Origin of the sequence: Lentzea sp. NPDC004782 (genome assembly GCF_040609115.1) — a bacterium.
GTDB lineage: Bacteria > Actinomycetota > Actinomycetes > Mycobacteriales > Pseudonocardiaceae > Lentzea.
In genome coordinates this window covers 1-23,742 of record NZ_JBEXJN010000079.1, presented here as the reverse complement: position 1 = coordinate 23,742, position 23,742 = coordinate 1, and the positions used below count along the sequence as shown (strand labels likewise).

The following is a 23,742-nucleotide window of genomic DNA, read 5'->3' as shown; positions in this document are numbered from 1 at the left end:
GCCGGTGGTGCTTTCCCCGGGTTTTCCGGAAACGGTGGGGGTGTGGCGTGGTTCCCTTGTCCTTCGCGCAGCGCATGTTGTGGCTCCTCGACCAGGTCGGGGGTCCGTCGGCGCGCTACAACCTGCCGTTCGCGGCCCGCATCCGCGGGCGGGTCGACGTCGAGGCGTTGCGTGCGGCGGTGCGCGACGTCGTCCTGCGGCACGAGAGCCTCCGCACGCTCCTGGTCGCCGACGAACGCGGGACGCCCTGGCAGCACGTCCTCGCCGCGGAGGACGTCGAGCTCGGCATCCCGCTCGTCGAGGTGCCGGACGCGGACGCGACGGTGCGGGAGTGGTCCGCGCTCCCGTTCGACCTCGCGCGGGAGATTCCCGTGCGGGCGGGCCTGATCCGGTGCGGCGCGGACGAACTGCTCCTCGTGCTGGTCGTGCACCACTGCGCCGCCGATGGCGAGTCGATGGGGCCCCTCGCCGCGGACCTGTCCACCGCGTACTCGGCGCGAATGGCCGGACTGAGTCCACAGTGGAGCGAGCTGGAGCTGCAGTACGCCGATTTCGCCGTGTGGCAGGCGGAGCTGGTGGAGAGCGTCGCCCCGGTGCAGAAGGAGTTCTGGCGCGGTGTGCTGACCGGTGCTCCCGCGGTCGTGTCCGTGCCGGGCGACCGCGAGCGGCCCGAGTTCGGCTCGGGTGGTGGCGCGACCGTCCACCTGCGACTGGACGCCGAGCTGGTGGGCGCGCTGCGAGACGTGGGCAGGGCGCAGGGGATGTCGCTGCCGATGGTCGTGGAGTCGGTGCTGGTGCTGGCGCTGTCACGGCTGGGGGCGGGACTCGACGTCGTGGTGGGGTCCACCGTGGCGGGCCGGAGCGAGCCCGAGCTGGCCGGGCTGGTCGGCTTCTTCGTCAACACGTGGGCGTTGCGCGTCGATCTGGGCGGCGACCCGTCGTTCACCGAGGTGCTCCGCCGGGTCCGTGCGCGGGCGCTGGCCGCCTACGACCATCAGGACCTGCCGTTCGGTCAGGTCGTCGAGGCGGTGGACCCGCCGCGCACTCCCGGTGCCCATCCCGTGTTCCAGGTGATGTTCACCTGGCAGACCGACGCTTCCGTCCCGCTGGACCTGCCCGGTGCCGACGCCGTGCTGGAGCCGCTGACCACCGGCACCGCGAAGTTCGACCTCGAGCTCAACTTCACCCCGGACGGCGACGGCCTTCTCGGGACGCTGGAGTACGCCACCGATCTGTACGACCCGGAAACCGCCGCCGCCATCGCCGCCCGGTTCGCCGTGGTCGCCGAGGCACTCGCCGAGAACCCCGACGCACGGCTCGGATCCCTTCCCGTCGAGCCTCCCTCCGGACGACGCCCGGTACGCGACGCCGACGTGGAACGCGTGCTGCTGACCCATCCCGGCGTGGCCGAAGCGGCTGTCGTGCGAGCTGGGGCCCGCACCCTGGCCCACGTGGTGCCGGTGGCCTCGGGTGCGCTGGGCTCGTCCGCCACCCTCGCCGGCACGACCGTGGACCTGAGCGCCGGGGTGACGCCCGCGGAACTGCGCGCGCTCGTCGTGGAGCACTGCGGCGAGGACCGGGTGCCCGCGGCTTTCGCCCTCGTGGACCGGCTTCCGCTCGCCGGGAACGGCCCGGTGGACGCCGCCGGAGCCGGGCGGCCTCCCCACCGCGCGCCCGCCACCCCGGTGGAAGAGGTGCTGGCCGAGGTCTACGCCGAGGTGCTCGGGGTGGACCGCGTCGGGGTCGACGACAACTTCTTCGTCATCGGCGGCGACAGCATCCGGTCGATCCAGGTCGTGTCGCTGGCGGCGGCCCGCGGTGTCGTGATCACCCCGCGCGCCGTGTTCGAGTGCCGGACCGTCGGCGCGCTCGCGGCCCGTGCCGGCGCCGGAGCTCGCCCGGTTCAGGTGGCCGAGGACGACGGCACGGGATTCCTGCCGATGCCACCGGTCGCGCGGTTCCTGCTGCGTCGTGGCGGCGGCATCGACCGGTTCGGCGTGCCGGCCGTGCTGGACCTGCCCGCGGGCATCGACGAGAGCGGGCTGCTGGCCGTCCTCACCGCCGTGGTCGACCGGCACGACCTGCTGCGCTCGCGGCTGCTGCCGGGTGGCCTGCGCGTGGATCGTCCGGGAACGGTCGACGTCGCGGCCCTGCTCACCCGCGTGCCGGAGGAGGCCGACGTCGTGGCCCAGTCCGTGGCGGAGATCGACGCGGCCGCCGGCAGGCTCGCCCCGGCCGACGGGGTGATGGCCCAGTTCGTCTGGCTCGACCCCGGCCGGTTGGTCGTCGTGCTGCACCACCTCGTGGTGGACGGGGTGTCCTGGCGCATCCTCGGCGACGACCTCGCGGCGGCCTGGGAGCAGGTGCGGTCCGGCAGGCGCCCGGCACTGCCCGCCGGTGGTACGTCGATGCGCCGGTGGACGCACGCCCTGATCGACGAGGCGGTGGCCCGCGCCGGCGAGCTGCCCGCCTGGCTGTCCATCGTGGACGGACCGGATCCGTTGCTGGGAAAGCGCCTTCTCGACCCGGCGGTCGACACCACCCGCACCGTCGACACCCTCTGGCTGCGCTGGGACCCGGCGACGACCGAGTCGGTGCTGACCACCGTGCCGTCGATCTTCCGCACGGGCGCGGACACCGCTCTGCTGACCGCGCTCGCCCTCGCGCTCACCCGCTGGCACCGGTTGCGCGGCCGCCACGAACCCTCCCAGCTGCTCCGGCTCGAAGGCCACGGCCGAGAGCAGGACAGCGTGCCGGGCACCGACCTCACCCGCACCCTCGGCTGGTTCACCACCGTCTACCCCGTGCGCCTCGACCTGGGCGCCGTCGACGTCGCCGACGCACTGGCGGGCGGACCCGCCGCCGGGGCCGCGCTGAAGGCGGTGAAGGAGCAGCTGCACGCGGTGCCGGGCCGCGGGCTCGGGTTCGGCCTGCTGCGCCACCTCAACGACGAGACCGCCGAGTTGCTGCGGGACCGCCCCACGGGCCAGGTGGCGTTCAACTACCTCGGCCGGACCTCGATCGGTGACCGGCAGCGGGGACTCGGGTTCACCGAGACGCCCGGCACCGCCGAGCTGGTCGCTGAACCCGATCCGGACATGGCCGCGCTCGCCGAACTGGACATCACCGCAATGGTCACCGGTGACCACCGGCTCACCGCGCGGCTCGCGTTCCCCACGGGCGTGCTCTCCCGCGCCGACGCCGAGGAGCTCGCCGCGCTGTGGGACACGGCGCTGCGGGGGCTCGCCGCCCACGTCTCCAGCGCCGGCGCGGGCGGTCTCACGCCGTCGGACCTGCCGTTGGTGAGGGCCGGCCAGGCCGAGATCGACGCCTGGGAGCGGGCCATCCCCGGTCTCGTCGACGTCTGGCCCGTCACGGCACTGCAACGCGGTCTGCTGTTCCACGCGATGCTCGCCGGAACGACCTTCGACGCGTACCACATGCAGCTGGTCCACCACCTGAGCGGACCGGTGGACGCGGAGCGGATGCGCGCGGCGGGACAGGCGCTGCTCGACCGGTACCCGAACCTGCGCGCCGCGTTCGTGCCGGACGCCGCCGGTGATCCCGTCCAGGTCGTGCCGGCCCGCGCGGAGCTGCCGTGGCGGCACCACGTTCTCGGCACGGGCGACCCCGAGGCCGAGCTGGAGCGGCTGCTCGCCGGCGACCGGGACGAGCACTTCGACCTGACCGCGCCGCCGTTGCTGCGCATGACCCTGGTCACCCGGGACGAGAACAGCGCGCACCTGGTCCTCACCGCCCACCACGTCCTGTTCGACGGCTGGTCCGTGCCGATCCTGATGAAGGACCTGCTCCGGCTCTACGACGCGGGACGGGCGCTGCCGCCCGCGCCCGCGTACCGCGACTTCCTGGCGTGGCTCTCCGCTGGAGACCCGGCCGTGTCCGCACTGGCGTGGACCGCGGAGCTGGACGGTGTCACCGGTCCGACGTTGCTCGCGGGCGAGGCCGGTGTGCACGCGCCCGCGAAGGACATCGGCCAGGTCGACGTCGGGCTGCCGCGCGACCTCGCGCGCCGCGTCGCCGCCCGTGCCGCCGAGCTGGAGACGACCGTCAACACCGTCGTGCAGGCGGCGTGGGCGGTGGTGCTGGGCAGGCTGACCGGCACCGGCGACGTCCTGTTCGGCGCGACCGTGTCGGGTCGCCCGCCGTCGCTGCCGGGCGTGGACGAGATGCTGGGCCTGTTCGTCAACACCGTGGCCGTGCGGGTGCGGTGTGCGCCGGGGACACCGTTCAGCGAGGTCCTGGCCGACCTGCACCGCCGCCAGGGAGCCCTGCTCGACCATCACCACCACCCGCTGGCCGACGTCCAGCGGGAGGCGGGCCTGTCCGTCCTGTTCGACACGGTGGTGGTGTTCGAGTCGTTCCCCGTCGACCACCTCGGGCTCGACGGCGCGAACAGCTCCTCCGAGGTCCGGATCACCGGCCTGACACCGATCACCGGCACGCACTACCCGCTGACCGTCACGGCGGACGCCGACCCTGACCTGCGGATCGCGCTGCAGTACCAGCACCACCTGTTCGAACACGCCGAGGTGGAACTGGTGGCCGCACGCCTGCTGGCCGTGCTCACCGAGGTGACCGCCGACCCGCACACGGCGGTGGGACGGCTCGGCGGTCTGGACGCCGAACGGGACGCCGCGCTCAGTCGTGGCGCCGGTGAGGACCGGGCGCTCGACCCGGCCCTGCTGACCATCGGCGGGGCGTTCGGTGCCGGGCTGGCGGGCTGGGCGGACCGGGTCGCGGTGGCCGCCGAGGGGCGGTCGCTCACGTTCGCGGAGGTCGACGCGCGGTCGAACCAGATCGCGCGGTGGCTCGCCGGACGCGGTGTGGGCGCGGAGTCCGTCGTGGGTGTGCGGCTGGGGCGGTCGGTCGACCTGCTGCTGGTGCTGCTGGGCGTCGCGAAGGCGGGAGGGGTGTTCCTGGTGCTCGATCCCGGCCTGCCGCCCGACCGGCTGGAGTTCGTCGTCGGCGACGCCCGCCCGTTGCTGGTGCTGGACTCCTTCCCGGACGTGTCGGGGGAGTCCGCGGCGTCGTTGCCGATGCGGGTGGATCCGGACAACGCGGCGTACGTGATGTACACGTCGGGCTCCACCGGGCGCCCCAAGGGCGTCGTGGTGTCGCACCGGTCGTTGATGAACCGGGTGTGGTGGGGCCACGGCGAGTACGGACTCGGCGTCGGGGACCGCGTGCTGTGGAAGACGTCGATGAGCTTCGACGTGTCGCTGCCGGAGGTGTTCTGGCCGCTGGTGACGGGTGCGGGGATCGTCGTCGCGGAGGCGGACGACCACCGCGACCCCGCGCGCCTCGTGGCACTGATGCGGGACTTCGAGGTCTCCAGCGTGAACTTCGTGCCGTCGATGCTGGCGGCGTTCCTGCTGGACCGCGACGTGCGAGAGGTGGCGGCGGGCGGTGGACTGCGGGCGTTGCGCCGCGTGGAGGCCGCGGGCGAAGCGCTGCCGGTGGAACTGGTGCGGAGCTTCGCGGAGGTGCTGCCGCACGTCGAGTTGCACAACCTGTACGGGCCGACCGAGGCGGCGGTCGAGGTCACCGCTGCCGAGGTCACCGGTATCACGTCGGGCGGCGTGCCGATGGGCGGGCCGGTGTGGAACACGCAGGTGTACGTGCTGGACCCCGGTCTGGCACCGGTGGGTCCCGGCGTGCGCGGCGAGCTGTACCTGGGTGGTGTGCAGCTGGCTCGCGGCTACCTGGGCAGGCCGGGCCTGACGTCGGACCGGTTCGTGGCGTGTCCGTTCCGTCCGGGCGGCCGCATGTACCGCACCGGCGACGTCGTGGAGTGGGGTCCCGGCGGGCTGGTGTTCCGCGGTCGCGTCGACGACCAGGTGAAGGTGCGGGGTTTCCGGATCGAGCCGGGCGAGGTGGAGGCCGCCCTGGTGAGCCACCCGGCCGTCGCGCAGGCCGCCGTGGTGGTGCGCGACGACCGCCCGGACGACCAGCGGCTCGTCGCCTACGTCGTGCCGGGCGACGCCCTGGTGGACGAGAAGCTCGTTTCGGAGCAGGTCACCGAGTGGCAGCAGGTGTACGACAACACCTACGCCGCCGCGGCGGAGGGCGAGTGGGGTGAGGACTTCTCCGGCTGGGTCTCGGCGTACACCGGCTCGGCGATCCCGCTGGCCGAGATGCGGGAGTGGCGTGCCGCGGCCGTGGCGCTGGTGCTCGAGAGCGGGCCTCGCCGCGTGCTGGAACTGGGCGTCGGCTCCGGCCTGCTGCTGTCCCGGGTGGTGTCCGAAGTGGACGAGTACTGGGGCACCGACTTCTCCGGCCCGGCGATCGCCGCGCTGCGCTCGAAGGCGCGGGTGCACGGCTTCGGCGACCGCGTGCACCTGCGCTGCCAGCCGGCCGACGACACCACCGGACTGCCCGGCGGTGCGTTCGACACGGTCGTGATCAACTCCGTCGCGCAGTACTTCCCGTCGGCTCGTTACCTGGAGCGCGTGCTCGACCAGGCGCTTGGCCTGCTCGTCCCCGGAGGCCGGGTGGTGGTGGGCGACGTCCGCTGCCTCGGCACGGCGCGGGCCTTCTACGCCGAGGCCCACAGCGCCCAGCACCCCGGCGCGTCACCGGAGGTGGTGCGGGCCGCCGTGGAGCAGGCCGCCCTGGTGGAACGCGAGCTGCTGCTCGACCCGGAGTGGTTCACGCGCTGGGCCGCGGGCCGGCCGGTGGCGGTGGACGTGCGCCTCAAGGAAGGGACCACGCACAACGAGCTGACCCGCCATCGGTACGAGGTGGTGCTGCACCACCGGCCCGCATCGGTGGTCTCGGTCGCGGAGGCGCCGACGCTGGTGTGGGGCAGGCAGGTGCGCGAGCTCGGGGAACTGGCGCGGTTCTGCCGGGAGCGGCCGGGACAGGTGGTGCGCGTGCAGGACGTTCCGAACGCGCGCTTCGCGGGCGGGGCCGGGCTCGACCCCGACCACGCCCGCCGGTGGGCCGTCACGGCAGGCCTGTGGGCTGTGTGTGCTCCGTCCGCCGACGTCCCCGAGTGCTTCGACCTCGTCGTGCTGCCTTCCGCGCCCGCACCCGGCATCGCGGTGACGGGTGCGTTGCGTGCCACCGGCCGCGCGGCTCGCGTGCTGAGCACCGATCCCGTGCGGGCGCGGGCGATCGGCTCGCTCGTCGCCGGCCTGCGCGGGCACCTCGACGGGGTGCTGCCCGACTACATGATGCCGTCGTCGATCGTGCCGATCGGCGCCCTGCCGCTCAACGCCAGCGGCAAGATCGACCGTGCCGCGCTGCCCGTTCCCGACCACGTCGCCCCCGCCACCGGGCGCGCGCCCCGCACCCGGCGCGAGGAGGTGCTGTGCCGGCTGTTCGCCGAGGTGCTGGGGCTGGATCGGGTCGGTGCGACGGACGGGTTCTTCGACCTCGGCGGGCACTCGCTGCTCGCCACACGGCTGGTGAACCGCATCCGCGCCGTCCTCGGCACAGGACTCGAGATCCGTGCCGTCTTCGACCACCCGTCGCCGGCGGCACTGGCCGGGCGGCTCGACGAGGGACGGCCCGCCAGGCCGCCGCTCGTCGCTGCTGCCCCGCGGCCGGAGCGGCCGCCGTTGTCGTTCGCCCAGCAGCGGTTGTGGTTCGTCGACCAGTTCGCGGGGCCGTCCGCCACCTACAACGTGCCGCTGGTGCTGCGGCTGGAGGGTGAGCTCGACGTGGCCGCCCTGACCGAGGCCGTCGGTGACGTCGTCGGCAGGCACGAGTCGCTGCGCACGGTGATCGCGGTCGGCGCGGACGGGGTGCCGCACCAGCACGTGCTGTCCGCCGCGGAGGTACCGGACCTGGTGGACGTGACCGGGGGCGGGCACTCCACTGTGGACGCTGCTGCCCGGCGGCCCTTCGACCTCGCCGTCGAGCCACCTCTGCGCGCCACCGTCGTCCGGCACGGCGAGCACGATCACTCGCTCGTGCTGTGCGTCCACCACATCGCGGGCGACGGCGAGTCGATGGCGCCGCTGCTGCAGGACCTCGCCGCCGCCTACCGTGCGCGCAAGGCGGGCGGAGCTCCTGACTGGGCGCCACTGCCGGTCCAGTACGCGGACTACGCGCTCTGGCAACGGGAGCTGCTCGGCGAGGAGGACGATCCGGAGAGCCTGCTCGCCCGGCAGACCGCCTACTGGCGGGCCGAGCTGGCGGGTGTGCCGCAGCCGTTGAGCCTTCCGGCCGACCGGCCGCGGCCCGCCGTTGCCGGGCAGAGCGGTGACGCCGTCGAGTTCGCACTCGATCCCGGCGTGGCGTCCGCGCTCGGTGAGCTGGCCGCGGCGCGCGGTGCGACGGTGTCCATGGTGTTGCAGGCCGCGCTCGCCGTGTTGCTGTGCCGGCTCGGCGGCGGTGAGGACGTCACGATCGGCTCGCCCATCGCCAACCGCGTGGACGAAGGGCTCACCGGGCTCGTCGGGTTCTTCGTCAACACCTGGGTGCTGCGGGTCCGCCTCGACGGAGATCCGGGCTTCGGCGAGGTGGTGGACCAGGTCCGCCGTCGTGCCCTCGCCGCGTACGACAACCAGGACGCGCCGTTCGAACGGATCGTCGAGCTGGTCAACCCGGACCGGTCCACGGCGCACCATCCGTTGTTCCAGGTGATGCTGGCCTGGCAGAACCTCGCCTGGGGGGACCTCTCGTTCGCTGATCTGCGCGTGTCACCGGAGTCGCCGGGCACCGGCACCGCCAAGTTCGACCTCTTCTTCAACATGGCGGACCTCCCCGGCAGGGGAGTGATCGGCAGCCTGGAGTACGCGACCGACCTGTTCGACCGGTCCACCGCCGAGCGAATCGCCGAACGGTTCGTCCTCGTGCTGGCCCAGCTCGTCCGCGCCCCCGCGAGCCGCGTCAGTTCCGTGGACGTGTTGTGTCCCGGCGAACGCGAGCTGCTCCTGCGCGCGGCCACCACCGCCGCACCCGCCGAGCCCGCGCTCATCACCGACCTCGTTGCGCGGCAGGCCGAACGCACGCCGGAAGCCGTCGCGGTCGTCTCCGGCGACACCCGTCTGACCTATCGCGAACTCGTGACGCGGGCACGGCGGGCCGCACGGGCGCTGACCCGCCGGGGCGCGGGCCCGGAGACGCTGGTGGGTCTTGCCGTCGGGCGCACCGCGGACCTGGTGACCGCCGTGCTGGCGGTGCTGGAGTCCGGCGCCGCCTACGTACCGCTGCACCCCCGTGCCCCCGAGCAACGACAGGCGGCCGTGCTCGGTCACGCGCGACCCGCGCTGGTGCTCACCGACCCCGGCTTCACCGTGCCGCTGCCACCGGACGTGCCGCGCACGGAGTGGGCCGACCTGCTGGCCGAGGAACCCGGTGCTCCCGCGGCGAGCGGGGCGCGCCCGGACAACCTCGCCTACGTGCTGTTCACGTCGGGCTCGACCGGTACGCCCAAAGCGGTGGGCATCACGCACGCGGGCGTCGTGAACGGTGTGACCGGGCTGCTGCGCGAAGTCGGGTTCGCGCCGGGCGCGCGGACGCTGGCCGGCACGTCGCTCACCTTCGACGTGTCCGTGTTCGAGATCGTCTCCACGCTCGCCGCTGGTGGCGTCGTCGAGGTTGCGCGCGACGTGCTGGTGCTCGGCGAACGCGACGGCTGGACCGGCGGGGTGCTCAGCGCCGTGCCCGCGGTCTTCGCCGAGCTCGTCGACCGGCTGGGCGGCGCCGTCCGCGCGGACGCCGTCGTGTTCGCAGGCGAAGCCCTGCCGGCCGGCCTGGTGCGGCGCGTGCGGCGTGCCCTGCCCGGTGCACGTGTGCTGAACGCGTACGGGCAAAGCGAGACGTTCTACGCGACTGTCCACAGTGTTCAGCCCGATCCGGAAGAGACGAGATCGGCGGTGCCGATCGGCAGGCCGGTGGCCGGAATGCGCTGCTACGTGCTCGGCCCGGCGCTGCGGTTGATGCCACCCGGTGTCGTGGGCGAGCTCTACGTCGGTGGCGCGATCGGCCGCGGTTACCACGCCCGGGCGGGGCTGACCGCCGCGCGGTTCGTGCCCGACCCGTTCGGTCCGCCGGGATCGCGCATGTACCGCACGGGCGACCTCGCCCGCTGGACGACGGAGGGGGAGCTGGAGTTCGCCGGCAGGACCGATGGCCAGGTGAAGGTGCGCGGTCAGCGGGTCGAACCGGGAGAGGTCGAGTTCGCGCTCGGCGCGCATCACGAGGTGGCACAGGCGGTCGTGGTGGCGAGGGGGAACGAGCTCGTCTCCTACCTGCGTCCGGCCACCGGCGTGCCGGCCTCCGACGCGGACCTGCGCGAGTTCCTCGCCGCGAGGCTGCCCGAGCACATGGTGCCCGCGCACTTCGTGTGGCTGGAGGAGTTCCCCGCCACGCAGTCGGGCAAGGTCGATCGCGCGGCGCTGCCGGAACCCCTCGCGCGGTACGAGGACTACCGCCCGCCACGCTCGACGGAGGAGAAGGAGCTCGCGGCCGTGTTCGCCGAGGTGCTCGGCACCGACCGGGTCGGGGTGGACGACGACTTCTTCGCCATCGGCGGGGACAGCATCCGGTCCATCCAGGTCGTCAGCCGGGCCAGGGCGCGCGGCGTCGAGGTGAGCGCGCGGCAGGTCTTCGAACATCGCACCGTCGCCCGGCTCGCCGCGGCCAGCGGTGCCGGCTCCCAGGTCGTGGCGCTGGCCGAGCTGCCGGGCGGCGGCACCGGTCCGATGCCGCTGATGCCGGTGGCGCACCGGTTCCGCGGCGCGGGGTTCACCAGGTTCTCGATGGCCACCGTGGTGACGCTGCCCGAGGACGCCGACCGGGACGGTCTGGTGGCGACGATCGCCGCGACGGTCGACCACCACGACCTCCTGCGTGCTCGCCTCTCAGGCGACGAGCTGGTCGTGGGCGAGCGCGGGTCGGTGAACCCGGAACACCTGCTCCGCACCTTCGCGGAGCCCGCCGCGCTGCAGGACGTCGTGGACGAGGAGACCCGCGCGCTCGATCCCGCCGCGGGAGTGGTCGCCCGGTTCGCGTGGCTGCCGGGGCAGCGAAGGCTCGTGATCGTGCTGCACCACCTGGTCGTCGACGGGGTCACCTGGCGCATCCTGCTGCCCGACCTCGCCGCGGCCTGGGCGAGCGTCCGCGCGGGCGCCGTACCGGCACTGCCCGAGGTGGGCACGTCCGCGCGGCGCTGGGCGCACGCGCTGGCCGAGCAGGCACCGCGGCGGCGGGTGGAGCTGCCGTGGTGGATCAGGACCCTGGAGGGCGGCGACCCGAGGCTCGGCTCCCGCGACCTCGACCCAGCGGTCGACGTCGGCGCGACGCTCGACGAGATCGAGGTCGAGCTGCCCGCCGACGTCACCGAGGCGCTCATGACCGCGGTGCCCGCGGTCTTCCGCTGCGGTGCCCACGACGGACTCCTCGCGGGCCTCGCGGTTGCCGTGCCCGCGTGGCGTGGCGCCGCGGACGACTCGTCCCTGGTGGTCCGCCTGGAGGGTCATGGCAGGGAGGAGAACGCGGTGCTCGGAGCCGACCTCAGCCGCACGGTGGGCTGGTTCACCTCCGTCTACCCGGTGCGGCTCGACGCCGGCAGGCCGACGCTCGCCGAGGTCCTGGCCGGCGGCAGGGGAGCGGCGATCGCGGTGAAGGCGGTGAAGGAACAGCTCGCCGCCGTCCCCGGCCGCGGCCTCGGGTTCGGGATCCTGCGCCACCTCGACGACATGGCGGGCGCGGCACTCGCGCAGCTGCCCGCCGAGCGCGTCGCGTTCAACTACCTCGGCCGCTTCTCCTCCGCGGACATGCCCGGCGAGCTCGACGGCCTGGGCTTCACCGAGGACGTGGCGGCGACGACCGGCCTGCGGTCCGCGTTCGACGACGAGCTCCCCGTCGGCGCCGAGCTCGACATCACCGCCGTGGTGGTGGACGGACCGGACGGGCCCGTCCTGCGCGCCCGGCTCGCGTTCCCGCGCGGCCTGCTCGGTCGCGCCGAGGTCTCCGCACTGGCCGAGAGCTGGTGCGCGGTGCTGCGGGGGATCGCGAAGCACGTCTCGGCACCCGGAGCCGGCGGGCTCACACCGTCCGATGTGGACCTGGTGCGGATCGGCCAGGCGGAGCTGGAGGTCTGGGAACAACGCCACCCCGGCCTGTCCGACCTCTGGCCGGCGACCCCGTTGCAGGAGGGGATGCTGTACCAGTCCTCCTTGGCCGACAACGGGTTCGACGCCTACCAGGTGCAGCTGGTGCACCACCTGTCCGGCGAGGTCGACCCGGCACGGCTGCGGGCGGCGGGACAGGCGTTGCTGGACCGGCACCCCGTGCTGCGCGTGGCGTTCGGCCGCACCGCCGCCGGCGACCTCGTCCAGGCGGTGGTCGACCACGTCCGCCTGCCGTGGCGCGAGGTCGACCTGCGCGGCCACGCCGACGCCGAACGGCGGCTGGCCGAGTTCCTCGCCGCGGACGACGCGGACCACTTCGACCAGTCCCGGTCGCCGCTGCTGCGGATGGCGTTGGTGCGTCTGGGAACCGGCCGGTCCGAGCTCGTCGTGACCGTTCACCACGCGGTGCTGGACGGGTGGTCGATCCCGGTGCTCACCAGGGACCTGCTCCGCCTGTACGCCGGAGACGGCGGGGTGCGCGGCGCTCCTGCCTACCGCGACTTCCTCGCGTGGCTGACGGCCCAGGACCGGGCCGCCTCGGTGGCGGCGTGGGCGGCGGAACTGGTGCCCGTGCGCGAACCGACGCTGCTCGCTCCCGCGCCCGGCCCGGCGGTGGATCCACGTGACGTGGCCGAGATCGACACCGATCTGTCCACGGAGGACGGCGAGGCGCTCGTGGCGGCGGCGGCACGCATGGGCGTCACCCTCAACACCGTCGTCCAGGGCGCCTGGGGCGTCGTGCTGTCCGAGCTGACGGGCAACCGCGAGGTCCTGTTCGGCGCCACCGTGTCCGGCAGGCCACCCCAGCTGCCCGGTGTGGACGAGATGGTGGGCCCGTTCATCAACACCGTGCCGGTCCGCGTCTCCAGCACCCCCTGGCGGACGCTGCGGCACGTGCTGACCGATCTGCAGGACCGGCAGGCCGCGCTGCTCGACCACCACCACGTCGCGCTGACCGACGTGCAGCGGGCCGCCGGACTGCCCGCGCTGTTCGACACGGCGATGGTCTACGAGTCGTTCCCGGTGGAGCAGCGCGCCATCGACGACGCGTCCCGTGCCGCCGGGTTCACGATCACGGGCCCCGACACCGCGGCTGTCACGCACTACCCGATGGGCGTCGCGGCCGTCGCGGACCCGCTGCCGCGCGTCGTCGTGCAGTACCAGCGAGACCGGTTCGGCGAGGAGACCGCGACCGCTGTCGTGCGCAGGTTCGCGGCGGTGCTGCGGCAGATCGCCGAGGATCCCGACGTACCGGTCGGCGCCACCCGCACCCGGTGGCCCGTCCAGCCTGCGATCGCGGGGCCGCCGGCCGCCACGGTGCCCGAGCTGTTCGCCCGCCGGGTGGCGGCGGCGCCCGGCGCGATCGCGGCGGTGTTCGGCGACGAACAGCTCACCTACGCCGAACTGGACGAGCGCTCCGACCTCCTTGCCGCCGCACTCGCCTGCCGCGGGGTGGGCCGCGAGGACGTCGTCGCGGTGGCGTTGCCGCGCTCGCTCGACCTGCTCGTGGCGTTGCTCGGCGTGCTGAAGGCGGGCGCCGCCTACCTGCCCGTCGACCCCTCCCACCCGGCAGGGCGCGTCGAGTTCGTCGTCACCGATTCCGGTGCGCGTCTGATGCTCGTGAACGCCGCCACGAAGACCGTCGCGGCCGCCTTGCCCGCCGAGGTGCTCGACGTGGACCGGCCGTTGCCGGACGGTGCCCGTCCGCGCGGACCACTGCTCACCAGCACCGCGTACGTGATCTACACGTCCGGCTCCACCGGTCTGCCCAAGGGCGTGGCGGTCACCCACACCGGCGTCGCGAGCCTCGTGGCGGCGCTGTCCGAACGCATGCGCGTGACCCCGGCGGCACGCATGCTCCAGCTGGCCTCGACGAGCTTCGACGTGTCGCTGTGCGAGATCTTCACCGCGCTGCTCGGGGGCGCCCGCGTGGTCGTGGCCGATCAGGACGGGCTGACCGCCGGTCCGGCGCTGGCGGCGACGATGGCACGGCACGGGGTGACGCACGCGTTCATCCCGCCCGCGATGCTCGCGGTGATGAGGCCGGACTCCTTGCCCTCACTGGAAAGCCTGATCGTCGGCGGGGAGGCCGCACCGGCCGGCGTGGTCGCCGCCTGGTCCACCGGCCGCAGGATGACCAACGGCTACGGCCCGACCGAGACGACCGGCTGCGCGACGGTGAGCGGCCCGCTCGTGGCGGGCGAGCCCGTGCCGATGGGCGAGCCGGTCCCGGACACGACCGTGCACCTGCTGGACGGCGGTCTCGGACCGGTGCCGGTCGGCGTCATCGGCGAGGTCTACGTCGGCGGCGCGGGCGTGGCCCGCGGGTACGTCCGCCGCCCCGGCCTCACCAGCACCCGCTTCACGGCCAGCCCGTTCCGGCCCGGCGAGCGCCTGTACCGCACCGGCGACCTCGCGGTGCGCACGCCCGCCGGCACGCTGCTGTTCCAGGGCCGTGCCGACGACCAGGTCAAGATCAGGGGCTTCCGCATCGAACCGGGCGAGGTCGAGGCGGCGCTGGCCGCGCACGCCGAGGTGACGAGGGGCCTGGTCGTGGTGGACGACCACGCGGGCGATCGCAGGCTCGTGGGGTACGCGGTGCCGGATCCGGCCGCAGGACCCGACCTCCTCGCCCGCCTCCGCACCCACCTCGCCGCGCGCCTGCCCGGCTACCTGGTCCCGTCGGCGCTCGTGCTGGTCGACGAGATCCCGTACACCGCCCGCGGCAAGGTGGACCGGTCCGCACTGCCCGCACCGGACACCGCCACGACCGCATCCGGCGGGCGACCGAGCACGACGCAGGAGGAGATCCTGCACGCGTTGTTCTGCGAGGTGCTCGGCGTGCAGGCGCTTTCCGTCGACGAGGACTTCTTCGCCGCGGGCGGTCACTCGCTGCTGGTGACCCGCCTGCTGGCGCGGGTCCTGGTGGTGCTGGGCGTCGACCTGCCCGTCCGCGCCGTCTACGACCACCCCACGGTGGCTCGCCTGTCCGCCCACCTGGCCGAAGGCGGCTCCACCCTCGACGGCGACCCGTTCGCCGCCGTCCTGCCGATCAAGCCCACCGGCTCCCGGCAGCCGCTGTGGTTCGTCCACCCCGGCGGTGGCCTGTGCTGGCTCTACCTGGGTTTCGCGCCGAAACTGCCGCCGGACCGCCCTGCTCACGGCATCCAGGCCAAGGGCCTCGACGGTACGACGCCGTTGCCCACCACCATGAACGGCATGGTGGACGACTACGTCGCCGAGGTGCTCGAGGCACAACCGGAAGGGCCGTACCACCTGCTGGGCCTGTCGATCGGCGGAACCCTGGCCCACGCCGTGGCCGCTCGGCTGCGCGAGAAGGGGCACGAGGTCGCGTTGCTGGCGCTGCTCGACAGCGTGCCCAGCGACTACCTCAAGTCCCACACCCCGCCCAGCACCGGGGAGATCCGCGACCACCTGCGCGAGCACCTGACCGCCGACCAGGCTCCGCTGCTGGAGAGCGCGCTGGCCGTGATCCAGCACCACGCCGCGCTGATGGACGATTTCGACTCACCGGTGTTCGACGGCGACGTGCTGTTCTTCAACGCGGTGCCCGGTCAGGACGGCCCGTTCTCCGACCTGTGGGCGCCGCTGGTCACCGGTGAGGTGCGGCGGCACGACATCCGCTGCGCGCACGGCGACATGTACCTGCCAGGCCCGGCCGGCGAGATCTGCCGGGTGCTGCGCGAACACCTGGAAGCCGGCTGACCCGTCCACGAGGAGGAAGCGCGCGGCGCTGTGCTGCCCCGAGAGCGGAGTCGCCGATCCGGCAGGCGGTCAGCGCTCGGGCCGGGGTTTCGCCGGCGTTGCTGGAGTTCGAGGTGCCGGGCGTGCAGGGACGCGGTCTGCCTGGCGAGACGGCTGAGTGGATGGCCCGCCCACGTCGGCGGGCTCCGATCGGGCCGTGCGACGTCTTCCATCGTTTCTGATGATGTCATCAGAAGCCCTTGACTGATGACATCAACGCAACTGATGATGTCATCAGTTACTGGAAGGAGCTGTCGTCGGACCTGGCCGCGTTGTTCCGCACCGGCGGCACCACCGGCGCGCCGAAGCCGGCCGCGCACGCACGCCAACGAGGTCGCCGACGCCTGGATGATCGCCCCCGTTCACCGTGAGGAGCAATGTTGCCCCGACGCCCAGACGTCCCCGCATACGCGCCGGACCTCTACTCCGCGCAGGCCATCCTGGACCCGTATCCGCACTACGCGAAGCTGCGCGAACTCGGGCCGGTGGTGTGGCTGCCCAAGCACGAGGTGTACGCGCTGCCCCGCTATGCGGAGTGCAAAGCCGTGCTGCTGAACGACAAGACCTTCACCTCGGGTGAGGGTGTCGCATTGAACTCGCTCACGAACCGGCTCTCCCGCGGCACGACGCTCAACAGCGACGGCGAGGACCACGCCGGCCGTCGTGCCCTGGTAGCGCACCGGCTCACGCCCAGAGCACTGCGCACGATGAAGGAATCCGTGGAACACCAGGCCACCGAGATCGTCGACGCGGCGCTGGCCCGTCGCGATGTCGACGGCGTCGGCATCGCGGAGGCACTGCCCGCGGCAGTCGTTCCCGACCTCGTCGGCTGGCCGCGGGCACAACGAAAGAACCTGCTGAGCTGGGGCGCGGCGACCTTCGACGTACTGGGCCCGCTGAACGCGCGAGCGGCCGCGGCCACCTTCAGAGGCCTCGGGGTGATGCGCTTCGCGCGAGGCGTCGTCCGGCGGCGATCGATCCTGCCCGGCAGCATGGGGGACGACCTGCTGCGCGCCGCGGACGAAGGCAAGATCGCCCGTTCCGAATGCCCGGCGTTGATGATCGACTACCTCGTGCCCTCGCTCGACACCACGCTCAGCGCGATCGCCAGCGCCCTGCACCTCTTCGCGACGCATCCCGATCAGTGGCGGCTGTTGAAGGACGACCCGAGCCTGATTCCCAACGCGGTCAACGAGGTCGTGCGGTACGAATCCCCGCTGCGCGCCTTCAGCCGCAAGGTCGCGAAGAACACCGAGGTGGCGGGGACCGCACTGCGCGCGGGCTCACGCGTCCTCGTCCTCTACGCCTCGGCCAACCGCGACGCGCTGGAGTGGGAGAACCCCGACGCGTTCGACATCCGCCGCGACGCCTCCCGGCAGCTGGGCTTCGGCCGCGGCACGCACGGCTGTGCGGGGCAGGGGCTGGCCCGGCTGGAGATCGAGGCGATCCTGCGCGCCCTCGTCACCCGCGTCGACAAGATCGTGCCCACCGGCGAGCCGGAGTGGGGTCTGAACAACATCATCCGTCGTCTCCACAGGCTGCCGCTCCAACTCGTTCCCGCCTGACGAAAGGGGAGACCTGTGCGGATCTCCGTCGACCACGCCCGCTGCGAGGGCCACGGCCTGTGCGCCGGCCAGGCCCCCGCCGTCTTCGACCTCGACGACGACGCGCGGGTCGTCCACCAGTTCGAAGGCAGGACCGTGCCACCCGAGCACCGCGCGGCAGCTCGCGCTGCCGTCAACGTCTGTCCCGTCGCAGCGTTGCGGGAGATCACGTGACCGGCTCCACCACTGATTGATTCATCAGCGGTGTCATGCAGTACCTTTCAGGCATGGCCCCACCGCGTTCTCGCAGCGCCGAGCCCGCCACACGCACAGAGCGGCGCAAAGCTCGAACCCGTCAGAAGCTGATCGACGCGGCGCGCGGTTTCTTGGCCGGCGACAAGCACGCAACGGTGAGCATCCAGGACATCACCGACGCGGCGGACGTGGGTTTCGGCTCGTTCTACAACCACTTCTCCACCAAGGCGGAGTTGTTCGAAGCGGCCGTGTCGGAGGTGCTGGAGGAGCTCGGCCGACTGCTGGACGAGTTGAGCAGCGATGTCGACGATCCGGCGATGGCCTTCGCCCAGTCGCTGCGGTTGGCCGCGCGGCTCGGGGTGGCGCGACCGGAGACGGCGCAGGTGCTGGTGCGACACGGCATGGCCTACATGGACGCCGACGCAGGGCTCGCCCCGCGTGCCCTGCGCGGCATCGAGGCCGGAGTGGCGTCCGGCCGGTTCCAGGTCGGCGATCCGCGGCTGGCCCTCGCGACCACGGCCGGTGCGCTGCTTGCCGTGCTGCACGTGTCGCTGGTGAACCCGGAGGGCGTCACCGACGCGACGTGCGACGAGATGGCCGAGCTGTTGCTGCGCCTGCTCGGAGTCCCGCTCGATGAAGCACGTGAGATCGCAACGGCGCCGCTGCCGGACGCTTCGGCCGTGAGCCGGGTCTGACCGCGGCTTGATCAACGGGCACGACCGGCAGCGGATTGAACCGGTGAGGACCACCTCGGTCACGAGCGCACCTGGGTGCGCGAGCTCAGCAGACCGCGGGCGGCGAGGTTCTCCATCAGCGCGGTGATGCCGAACGTCCAGTCTTCTGCGTCCTCGGCAGTGTTCACGACGTTCGTCAAGGCGCCCAGTCGGGGCGAAGAGATGCGCACGACGTCCCCGACCTTGTGGGTGAACCCTTGGCCGGGCTGGTCCCGGTCTTCGGTCGGAGCGAACATCGTGCCGGTGAAAAGCACGAAGCCGTCGGGATAGCGGTGGTGGGCGCCGAAGGCGTGGGACACGAGGTCCTCCAGCTCCCGGCTGATCTCGGAGACCGGATTCACGCCGTGCAGCACGAACCCGTCGGGGCCGGTGATGTCCAAGGCGATTTCGGTGGCTTTGGCGTCCGCCAGGGTGAACCCGTCGTCGAACAGCCGGAGAAACGGTCCTATGGCGCAGGAAGCGTTGTTGTCCTTCGCCTCCGCGAGCAGGAGAGCACTGCGGCCCTCGAAGTCGCGCAGGTTGACGTCGTTGCCGAGCGTCGCGCCGACCGGGTTTCCGCGCGAGTCCACCACCAGGACGAGTTCGGGTTCGGGGTTGTTCCAGGCTGAGCGGGACAGAACGCCGATGTCCGCTCCCAGCCCCACCGCCGAGAGCACCGGGGCCTTGGTGAAGATTTCGGGGTCCGGACCGATACCGACCTCGAGGTACTGCGACCACAAGCCCTCGGCCTGAAGAACCCTCTTCACCTCCGCAGCCTCCGCGGACCCCGGCTTCAGGTGGGAGATGTGGCCCTGGACGATCGCTCCCAGCTTCTGCCGAACCTCCTGGGCCCGCGTCGGATCACCGTCGGCGCGCTCTTCGATGACCCGCTCGAGCATGCTGCGCACGAAGGTCACGCCGGCGGCCTTGAGCACCTGCAGGTCGACCGGTGCCAGAAACCGCGGAACAGCACCGGTCGGGTTCGTCGTCGCGGCCAGAACCTCCGCGAGCGGCCACGACGTGCCGCCCGGGTGGTTCCTGACGACCTCCGGCGCGTCCGGTCGCTCGAGCAGCGACGAAACGGTCGATGCCAGCGGCGAGAGATCGACGACCTCGTCGCCGCGGATCGTCACGACCGAAGGGCCGCCGGCAGACGGCTCGAAGACCCTTGCGACGAGTGTGGCGCCCGCTGCGTCCTCGGGGAGGACGTCGGCGGCGTTGAGTGAGATGCCCATGGAAATCCTTCCTGCTCGCACCGCAGATCATCTCGAAGTCTCGACGAGCTTCCTCTGCCTCGGCTTCGAGCGACAGGCTGCCTCGTGGGCGGTGCGCACGGCTTCGACGCAGGTCCTGACCGTGAGTCGATCCCAGCCTGGCAGTCGTCATGAGCGGGAAGTGCATTGCCGGACAACAGTTCGCGCCGTTGGGCGGCTTCCCTGTTCCGTACACGTATTGATCCGGTACCAAGAATGGCGTGCCGTCACCACCTCAGCCGCGAAGACGTGGACGACGCATCGGCCGGATGTCGGGCGCCGGTTGCGTTGCAGAGCACGACCAAGACGTGCCTGTGATCGATGATGCCGCGGTAAGCCCGCAGCAGTCGCTGACTCGGCCGGCTTCTCGCACGGTGTCCGTCGAGGTGGAGCCGGAGAGCGCGACCACGGCGCCGCTCGTCTCGATCGTCGCGGCGGTCGGCTCACGGCAATCGTTTTCCGCCGGCGGTCGAAAAGAGTGAACGTGAACGGCTCTGCTGTCCAATCGTGCAACTGGTGGCCGGGCATCATCCGCCGGTTGCCGGATTTGGGCGGGTTTTGCCTCATCGTGCAGAGCCAACCGGGTGATTCGAATAGGTTATGCCTGCACGTTGTGGTTTAGATGCGAGCAACACGTCCACCGCCGCCGCTCGAGTTCCCGGAGGTTCCATGCTCGTCAAGCGGATCGCGGTCGCGACGATGGTCGCGGCCGGCATCGCCGCGACCGTCGTCGGTTCACCTGCGGACACTTCCACCGCGGTCAAGCCGGTGGCGGCGTCCGTGCCGGCCTTCGACCACATCGTGCTGGTGATGTTCGAGAACAAGAAGTACTCGTCCATCAACGGAAGCTCCAGCGCGTCGTACTTCAACCAGCTCGCGGCGCAGAGCGCGAAGTTCACCAAGTCGTTCGGCATCACGCATCCGAGCCAGCCCAACTACATCGCCCTCTTCTCCGGCTCGACCCAAGGTGTCGACGACGACGCCTGCCCGATGAACCTCGGCGCGAAGGAGAACCTCGCGACCCAGCTGGCCGGCATCGGGAAGACGTTCGCCGGGTACTCGGAGGCGATGCCGTCCGAGGGCTACACCGGGTGTTCGAGCGGCACCTACAGGCGCAAGCACAACTCCTGGGTGGACTTCGGCAACGTCCCCTCGTCCAGCAACCGCAGGTTCTCCTCGTTCCCCGGCGACTTCACGAAGCTCCCTGACGTCGCCTTCGTGACCCCGGACATGTGCAACGACATGCACGACTGCTCGATCGGCACGGGCGACAGCTGGCTCAAGGAGAACCTCGACGCCTACGCGAAGTGGGCGAAGACGCACAACAGCCTGCTCATCGTCACCTTCGACGAGGACAGCGGGACCTCGGTGAACCAGATCTTCACCACGTTCACCGGTGCGCACGTCAAGGCGGGCAGCTACAGCGAGTCGATCAACCACTACACCGTCCTGCGGACGATCGAGGCGGCTCACGGCCTGCCGGGCATCGGCAACGCGGCGCAGAAGTCCCCGATCCTGGATGTGTGGCAGTAGCCGTGTACCTGTCGACGATCGGCCGCCGGGAGCATCCCGGCGGCCTGTCCCGGCGCACGCTCGGCGCGCTGGGCGGAAACGTCCTGGCACTGGGGACGGTCAGTCTCGTCACCGACATCTCGTCCGAGATGGTCACCGCCGTGCTGCCGGTCTACCTGGTGCTCGGACTGCACCTGAGCCCGTTGTCCTACGGCTTGTTCGACGGGCTGTACACCGGGGCGACCGCCGTGCTGCGGCTGGTCGGCGGCTACGTCGCCGACCGCGCCGGGCGGAAGAAGGCCGTCGCCGGCATCGGGTACGCGCTCTCGGCGGTGGCCAAACTGGGGCTGGTGGCGGCCGGGTCCTCGGCGGCCGCGATCGGGGCGGTGCTGACGGTCGATCGCACCGGCAAGGGGCTGCGGACCGCGCCACGTGACGCGCTGATCACCTCGTCCGCGCCGGAATCGATGCTCGGGCGCGCGTTCGGCGTGCATCGGGCGATGGACAGCGCCGGTGCGTTCGCCGGGCCGTTGGTCGCGGTGGCCGTGCTGGCCGCGGCAGGATCGTCCGCCGGCACTGACGGTTTCGACGCGGTGTTCGTGACGAGCTTCTGCGTCGCGGCCTGCGGAGTGCTGCTGCTCTGCTTGTTCGTGCGGGACCGGCGTCCGGCGGTGGTGACCGCCCGGAGCGTGTCGCCTCGCGCGGTCGGTTCGTTGCTGCGTGACGCGCGGGTCCGGCGGTTGCTGCTGGCCGCCTGCGTGCTGGGAATGGTCACCATCGGCGACGGGTTCGTGTACTTGTTGTTGCAGCGCAAGGAAGACATCGCGAACGGCTGGTTTCCGCTGCTGGCGGTCGGGACCAACCTCGTCTACCTGCTGCTGGCCGCGCCGCTGGGCGCGCTGGCCGACCGGATCGGCCGCCTGCCGGTGATGCTCTGCGGTTACGGCGGACTGGCCGTGGTGTACCTGCTGCTCCTCAGCCCTGTGGCGGGGTGGCCGCTGTTCGCGCTCACCCTCGGTTTCTACGGCGCCTTCTACGCCGCGACCGACGGTGTGCTGATGGCGCTGGCCGGCCCGGTCCTGCCCGAAGCGCTGCGCACCACCGGCATTTCCCTCGTGCAGACCGGCCAGGCGTTGTCGTACTTCGCCTCATCTGTCCTCTTCGGACTTCTCTGGCAGGTCTGGGGCGCGAACACCGCTGTCGGCGTGGCCGCCGGCACGGTGCTCACTGCCGTCGTCGGCACCGCCGTGCTGCTGGCCCCGCGCCGGGAGGTGCGTGCTTGACCACCCGGAACCGGATTCTGCTAGCACTCGTCGGTGTGGTGGTCCTGGCCGCGACCGCTGTCGTCTACACAGGACTGGTCAGGGCTCGCAACCGCGACGGCGCCGCAGCCGCGACGGACGACGTGACTCTGACCGGTCCGCGTTTCCTGTTCCGCAGCACGGCGGACGCCGAGCGCGGGCACCTCGCCACCGTGGCGGCCGACGACCCCGGTGGTGCCCGTGCGGTGTCGAACGTGGTCTGCAACCGGGTGTACGCCGCCGGCGGCACCGGGCTCTGCCTGCGACCGGAGAGCGGGCTGACCACCTACCAGCTCGTCGTGTTCGACGCCGCGCTGTCCGTGAAGCAGGAGATCCCGCTGGTGGGACTGCCCAACCGGGCCAGGGTTTCGCCCAGCGGGCAGCGGGTCGACTGGACGGTCTTCGTCACCGGGGACTCCTACAACGGCGGCAAGTTCTCGACCCGTGCCGGGATGCTGGACACCGCGAGCGGCGCTCTGGAGGGCACGCTGGAGGACTTCGCCGTGACGGTCGACGGGAAGCCCTACCAGGCCGCCGACCTCAACTTCTGGGGTATCACGTTCGCCCAGGACGAGAACCGGTTCTTCGCGACGATGTCGACCGGGAACCACCGGTACCTGGTGGAAGGTGACGTCTCGGCGCGGACCGTGCGCACTGTGCGCGACAACGTCGAGTGCCCTTCCTTGTCGCCGGACGGGAAGCGGATCGCCTTCAAGTCCGCTGTCGACGGTGATCCGGCGAAAGGCTGGCGGCTCTCCGTGCTCGATCCGGCGAGCGGCGCCGTGACGCCGCTCGCCGAGGAACGCAGCGTCGACGATCAGCCGGCCTGGCTCGACGCGCGGACCGTCGCCTACGGAATCCCGCGTGACGGCGGGCACTCCGATGTCTGGGCGGTGCCGGCGGACGGGTCGGGAACGCCACGGTTGCTGATTCCTGAGGCGGAGTCTCCCGCCGCACTCGAACCGCCGCGTTGATCAACCCGGTCCGGCCCCGAAGCGGCCGTGAAGCCGTGAAACGAGCTTCACGGCCGCCGCCGGGTGACCGGGCCTCCCGGAACGCCAGGCGGACCTGCTCGGTTGTGTCTCGGGGGGAGTGATCAGTCGATGAGAACGACGGTGTAGTTCGGGGTGGCACGCTAAGCGGCTTGCCAAAGGTCTTGTCCGCAACCCGCCTGCCGGGCAGTTATGTGGATGAAGGGCGCCTTCTTCCACACCAGGTGGAGGAAGGCGCCCTTCATCCACAACACCAGACGGCGAGTCGCGAACACGACTTCCGGCTACCTGCTTAGCGGT

At 72.0% G+C, this 23,742-nt stretch carries 9 protein-coding genes; 8 read left to right on the top strand and 1 reads right to left on the bottom strand.

Annotated elements, in window-relative coordinates:
• The first annotated feature begins 47 nt into the window (after positions 1–47).
• The 4 genes from ABZV40_RS41520 to ABZV40_RS41505 all read left to right on the top strand — a co-directional run bounded on the left by ABZV40_RS41520 (position 48) and on the right by ABZV40_RS41505 (position 18,366).
• Entirely contained in the window at positions 48–15,833 is a 15,786-nt protein-coding gene (locus ABZV40_RS41520) for an amino acid adenylation domain-containing protein (protein ID WP_355454908.1), read from the top strand.
• A 419-nt stretch (positions 15,834–16,252) separates the two neighbouring features.
• Positions 16,253–17,437 (top strand): cytochrome P450, encoded by a 1,185-nt coding sequence (locus ABZV40_RS41515; protein ID WP_355454906.1) that lies wholly within the window; start codon positions 16,253–16,255, stop codon positions 17,435–17,437.
• Between the two features lie 15 nt (positions 17,438–17,452).
• The gene (locus tag ABZV40_RS41510; RefSeq protein WP_355454904.1) at positions 17,453–17,650 is read left to right on the top strand and encodes a ferredoxin; all 198 of its coding nucleotides are present in this window, start codon (positions 17,453–17,455) and stop codon (positions 17,648–17,650) included.
• Positions 17,651–17,685: 35 nt separating this feature from the next.
• Positions 17,686–18,366, top strand: a complete 681-nt coding sequence (locus tag ABZV40_RS41505; protein ID WP_355454902.1) for a TetR family transcriptional regulator — start codon at positions 17,686–17,688, stop codon at positions 18,364–18,366.
• A gap of 59 nt (positions 18,367–18,425) precedes the next feature.
• Here the strand turns inward: ABZV40_RS41505 and ABZV40_RS41500 are convergent, their stop codons facing one another.
• Complete coding sequence (locus ABZV40_RS41500; RefSeq protein ID WP_355454900.1) at positions 18,426–19,619, bottom strand: fumarylacetoacetate hydrolase family protein; 1,194 nt, start codon at positions 19,617–19,619, stop codon at positions 18,426–18,428.
• A gap of 332 nt (positions 19,620–19,951) precedes the next feature.
• Between ABZV40_RS41500 and ABZV40_RS41495 the strand changes: the two genes are divergently transcribed.
• The 4 genes from ABZV40_RS41495 to ABZV40_RS41480 all read left to right on the top strand — a co-directional run bounded on the left by ABZV40_RS41495 (position 19,952) and on the right by ABZV40_RS41480 (position 23,424).
• Complete coding sequence (locus tag ABZV40_RS41495) at positions 19,952–20,119, top strand: hypothetical protein (protein ID WP_355454898.1); 168 nt, start codon at positions 19,952–19,954, stop codon at positions 20,117–20,119.
• Between the two features lie 187 nt (positions 20,120–20,306).
• A complete protein-coding gene (locus tag ABZV40_RS41490) occupies positions 20,307–21,170 on the top strand; it encodes an alkaline phosphatase family protein (protein ID WP_355454896.1) in 864 nt (287 codons plus the stop codon).
• A gap of 44 nt (positions 21,171–21,214) precedes the next feature.
• The gene (locus ABZV40_RS41485) at positions 21,215–22,432 is read left to right on the top strand and encodes an MFS transporter (protein WP_355454926.1); all 1,218 of its coding nucleotides are present in this window, start codon (positions 21,215–21,217) and stop codon (positions 22,430–22,432) included.
• Positions 22,429–23,424, top strand: a complete 996-nt coding sequence (locus ABZV40_RS41480) for a hypothetical protein (protein WP_355454894.1) — start codon at positions 22,429–22,431, stop codon at positions 23,422–23,424. The genes ABZV40_RS41485 and ABZV40_RS41480 overlap by 4 nt, the downstream gene beginning before the upstream one ends.
• The last annotated feature ends 318 nt before the right edge of the window (positions 23,425–23,742 follow it).

Bases quoted from the DNA above. Each gene is read 5' to 3' on its own strand.
- ABZV40_RS41505 (WP_355454902.1), top strand. From the start codon at position 17,686: ATGCAGTACCTTTCAGGCATGGCCCCACCGCGTTCTCGCAGCGCCGAG.
- ABZV40_RS41490 (WP_355454896.1), top strand. From the start codon at position 20,307: ATGCTCGTCAAGCGGATCGCGGTCGCGACGATGGTCGCGGCCGGCATC.
- ABZV40_RS41500 (WP_355454900.1), bottom strand. From the start codon at position 19,619: ATGGGCATCTCACTCAACGCCGCCGACGTCCTCCCCGAGGACGCAGCG.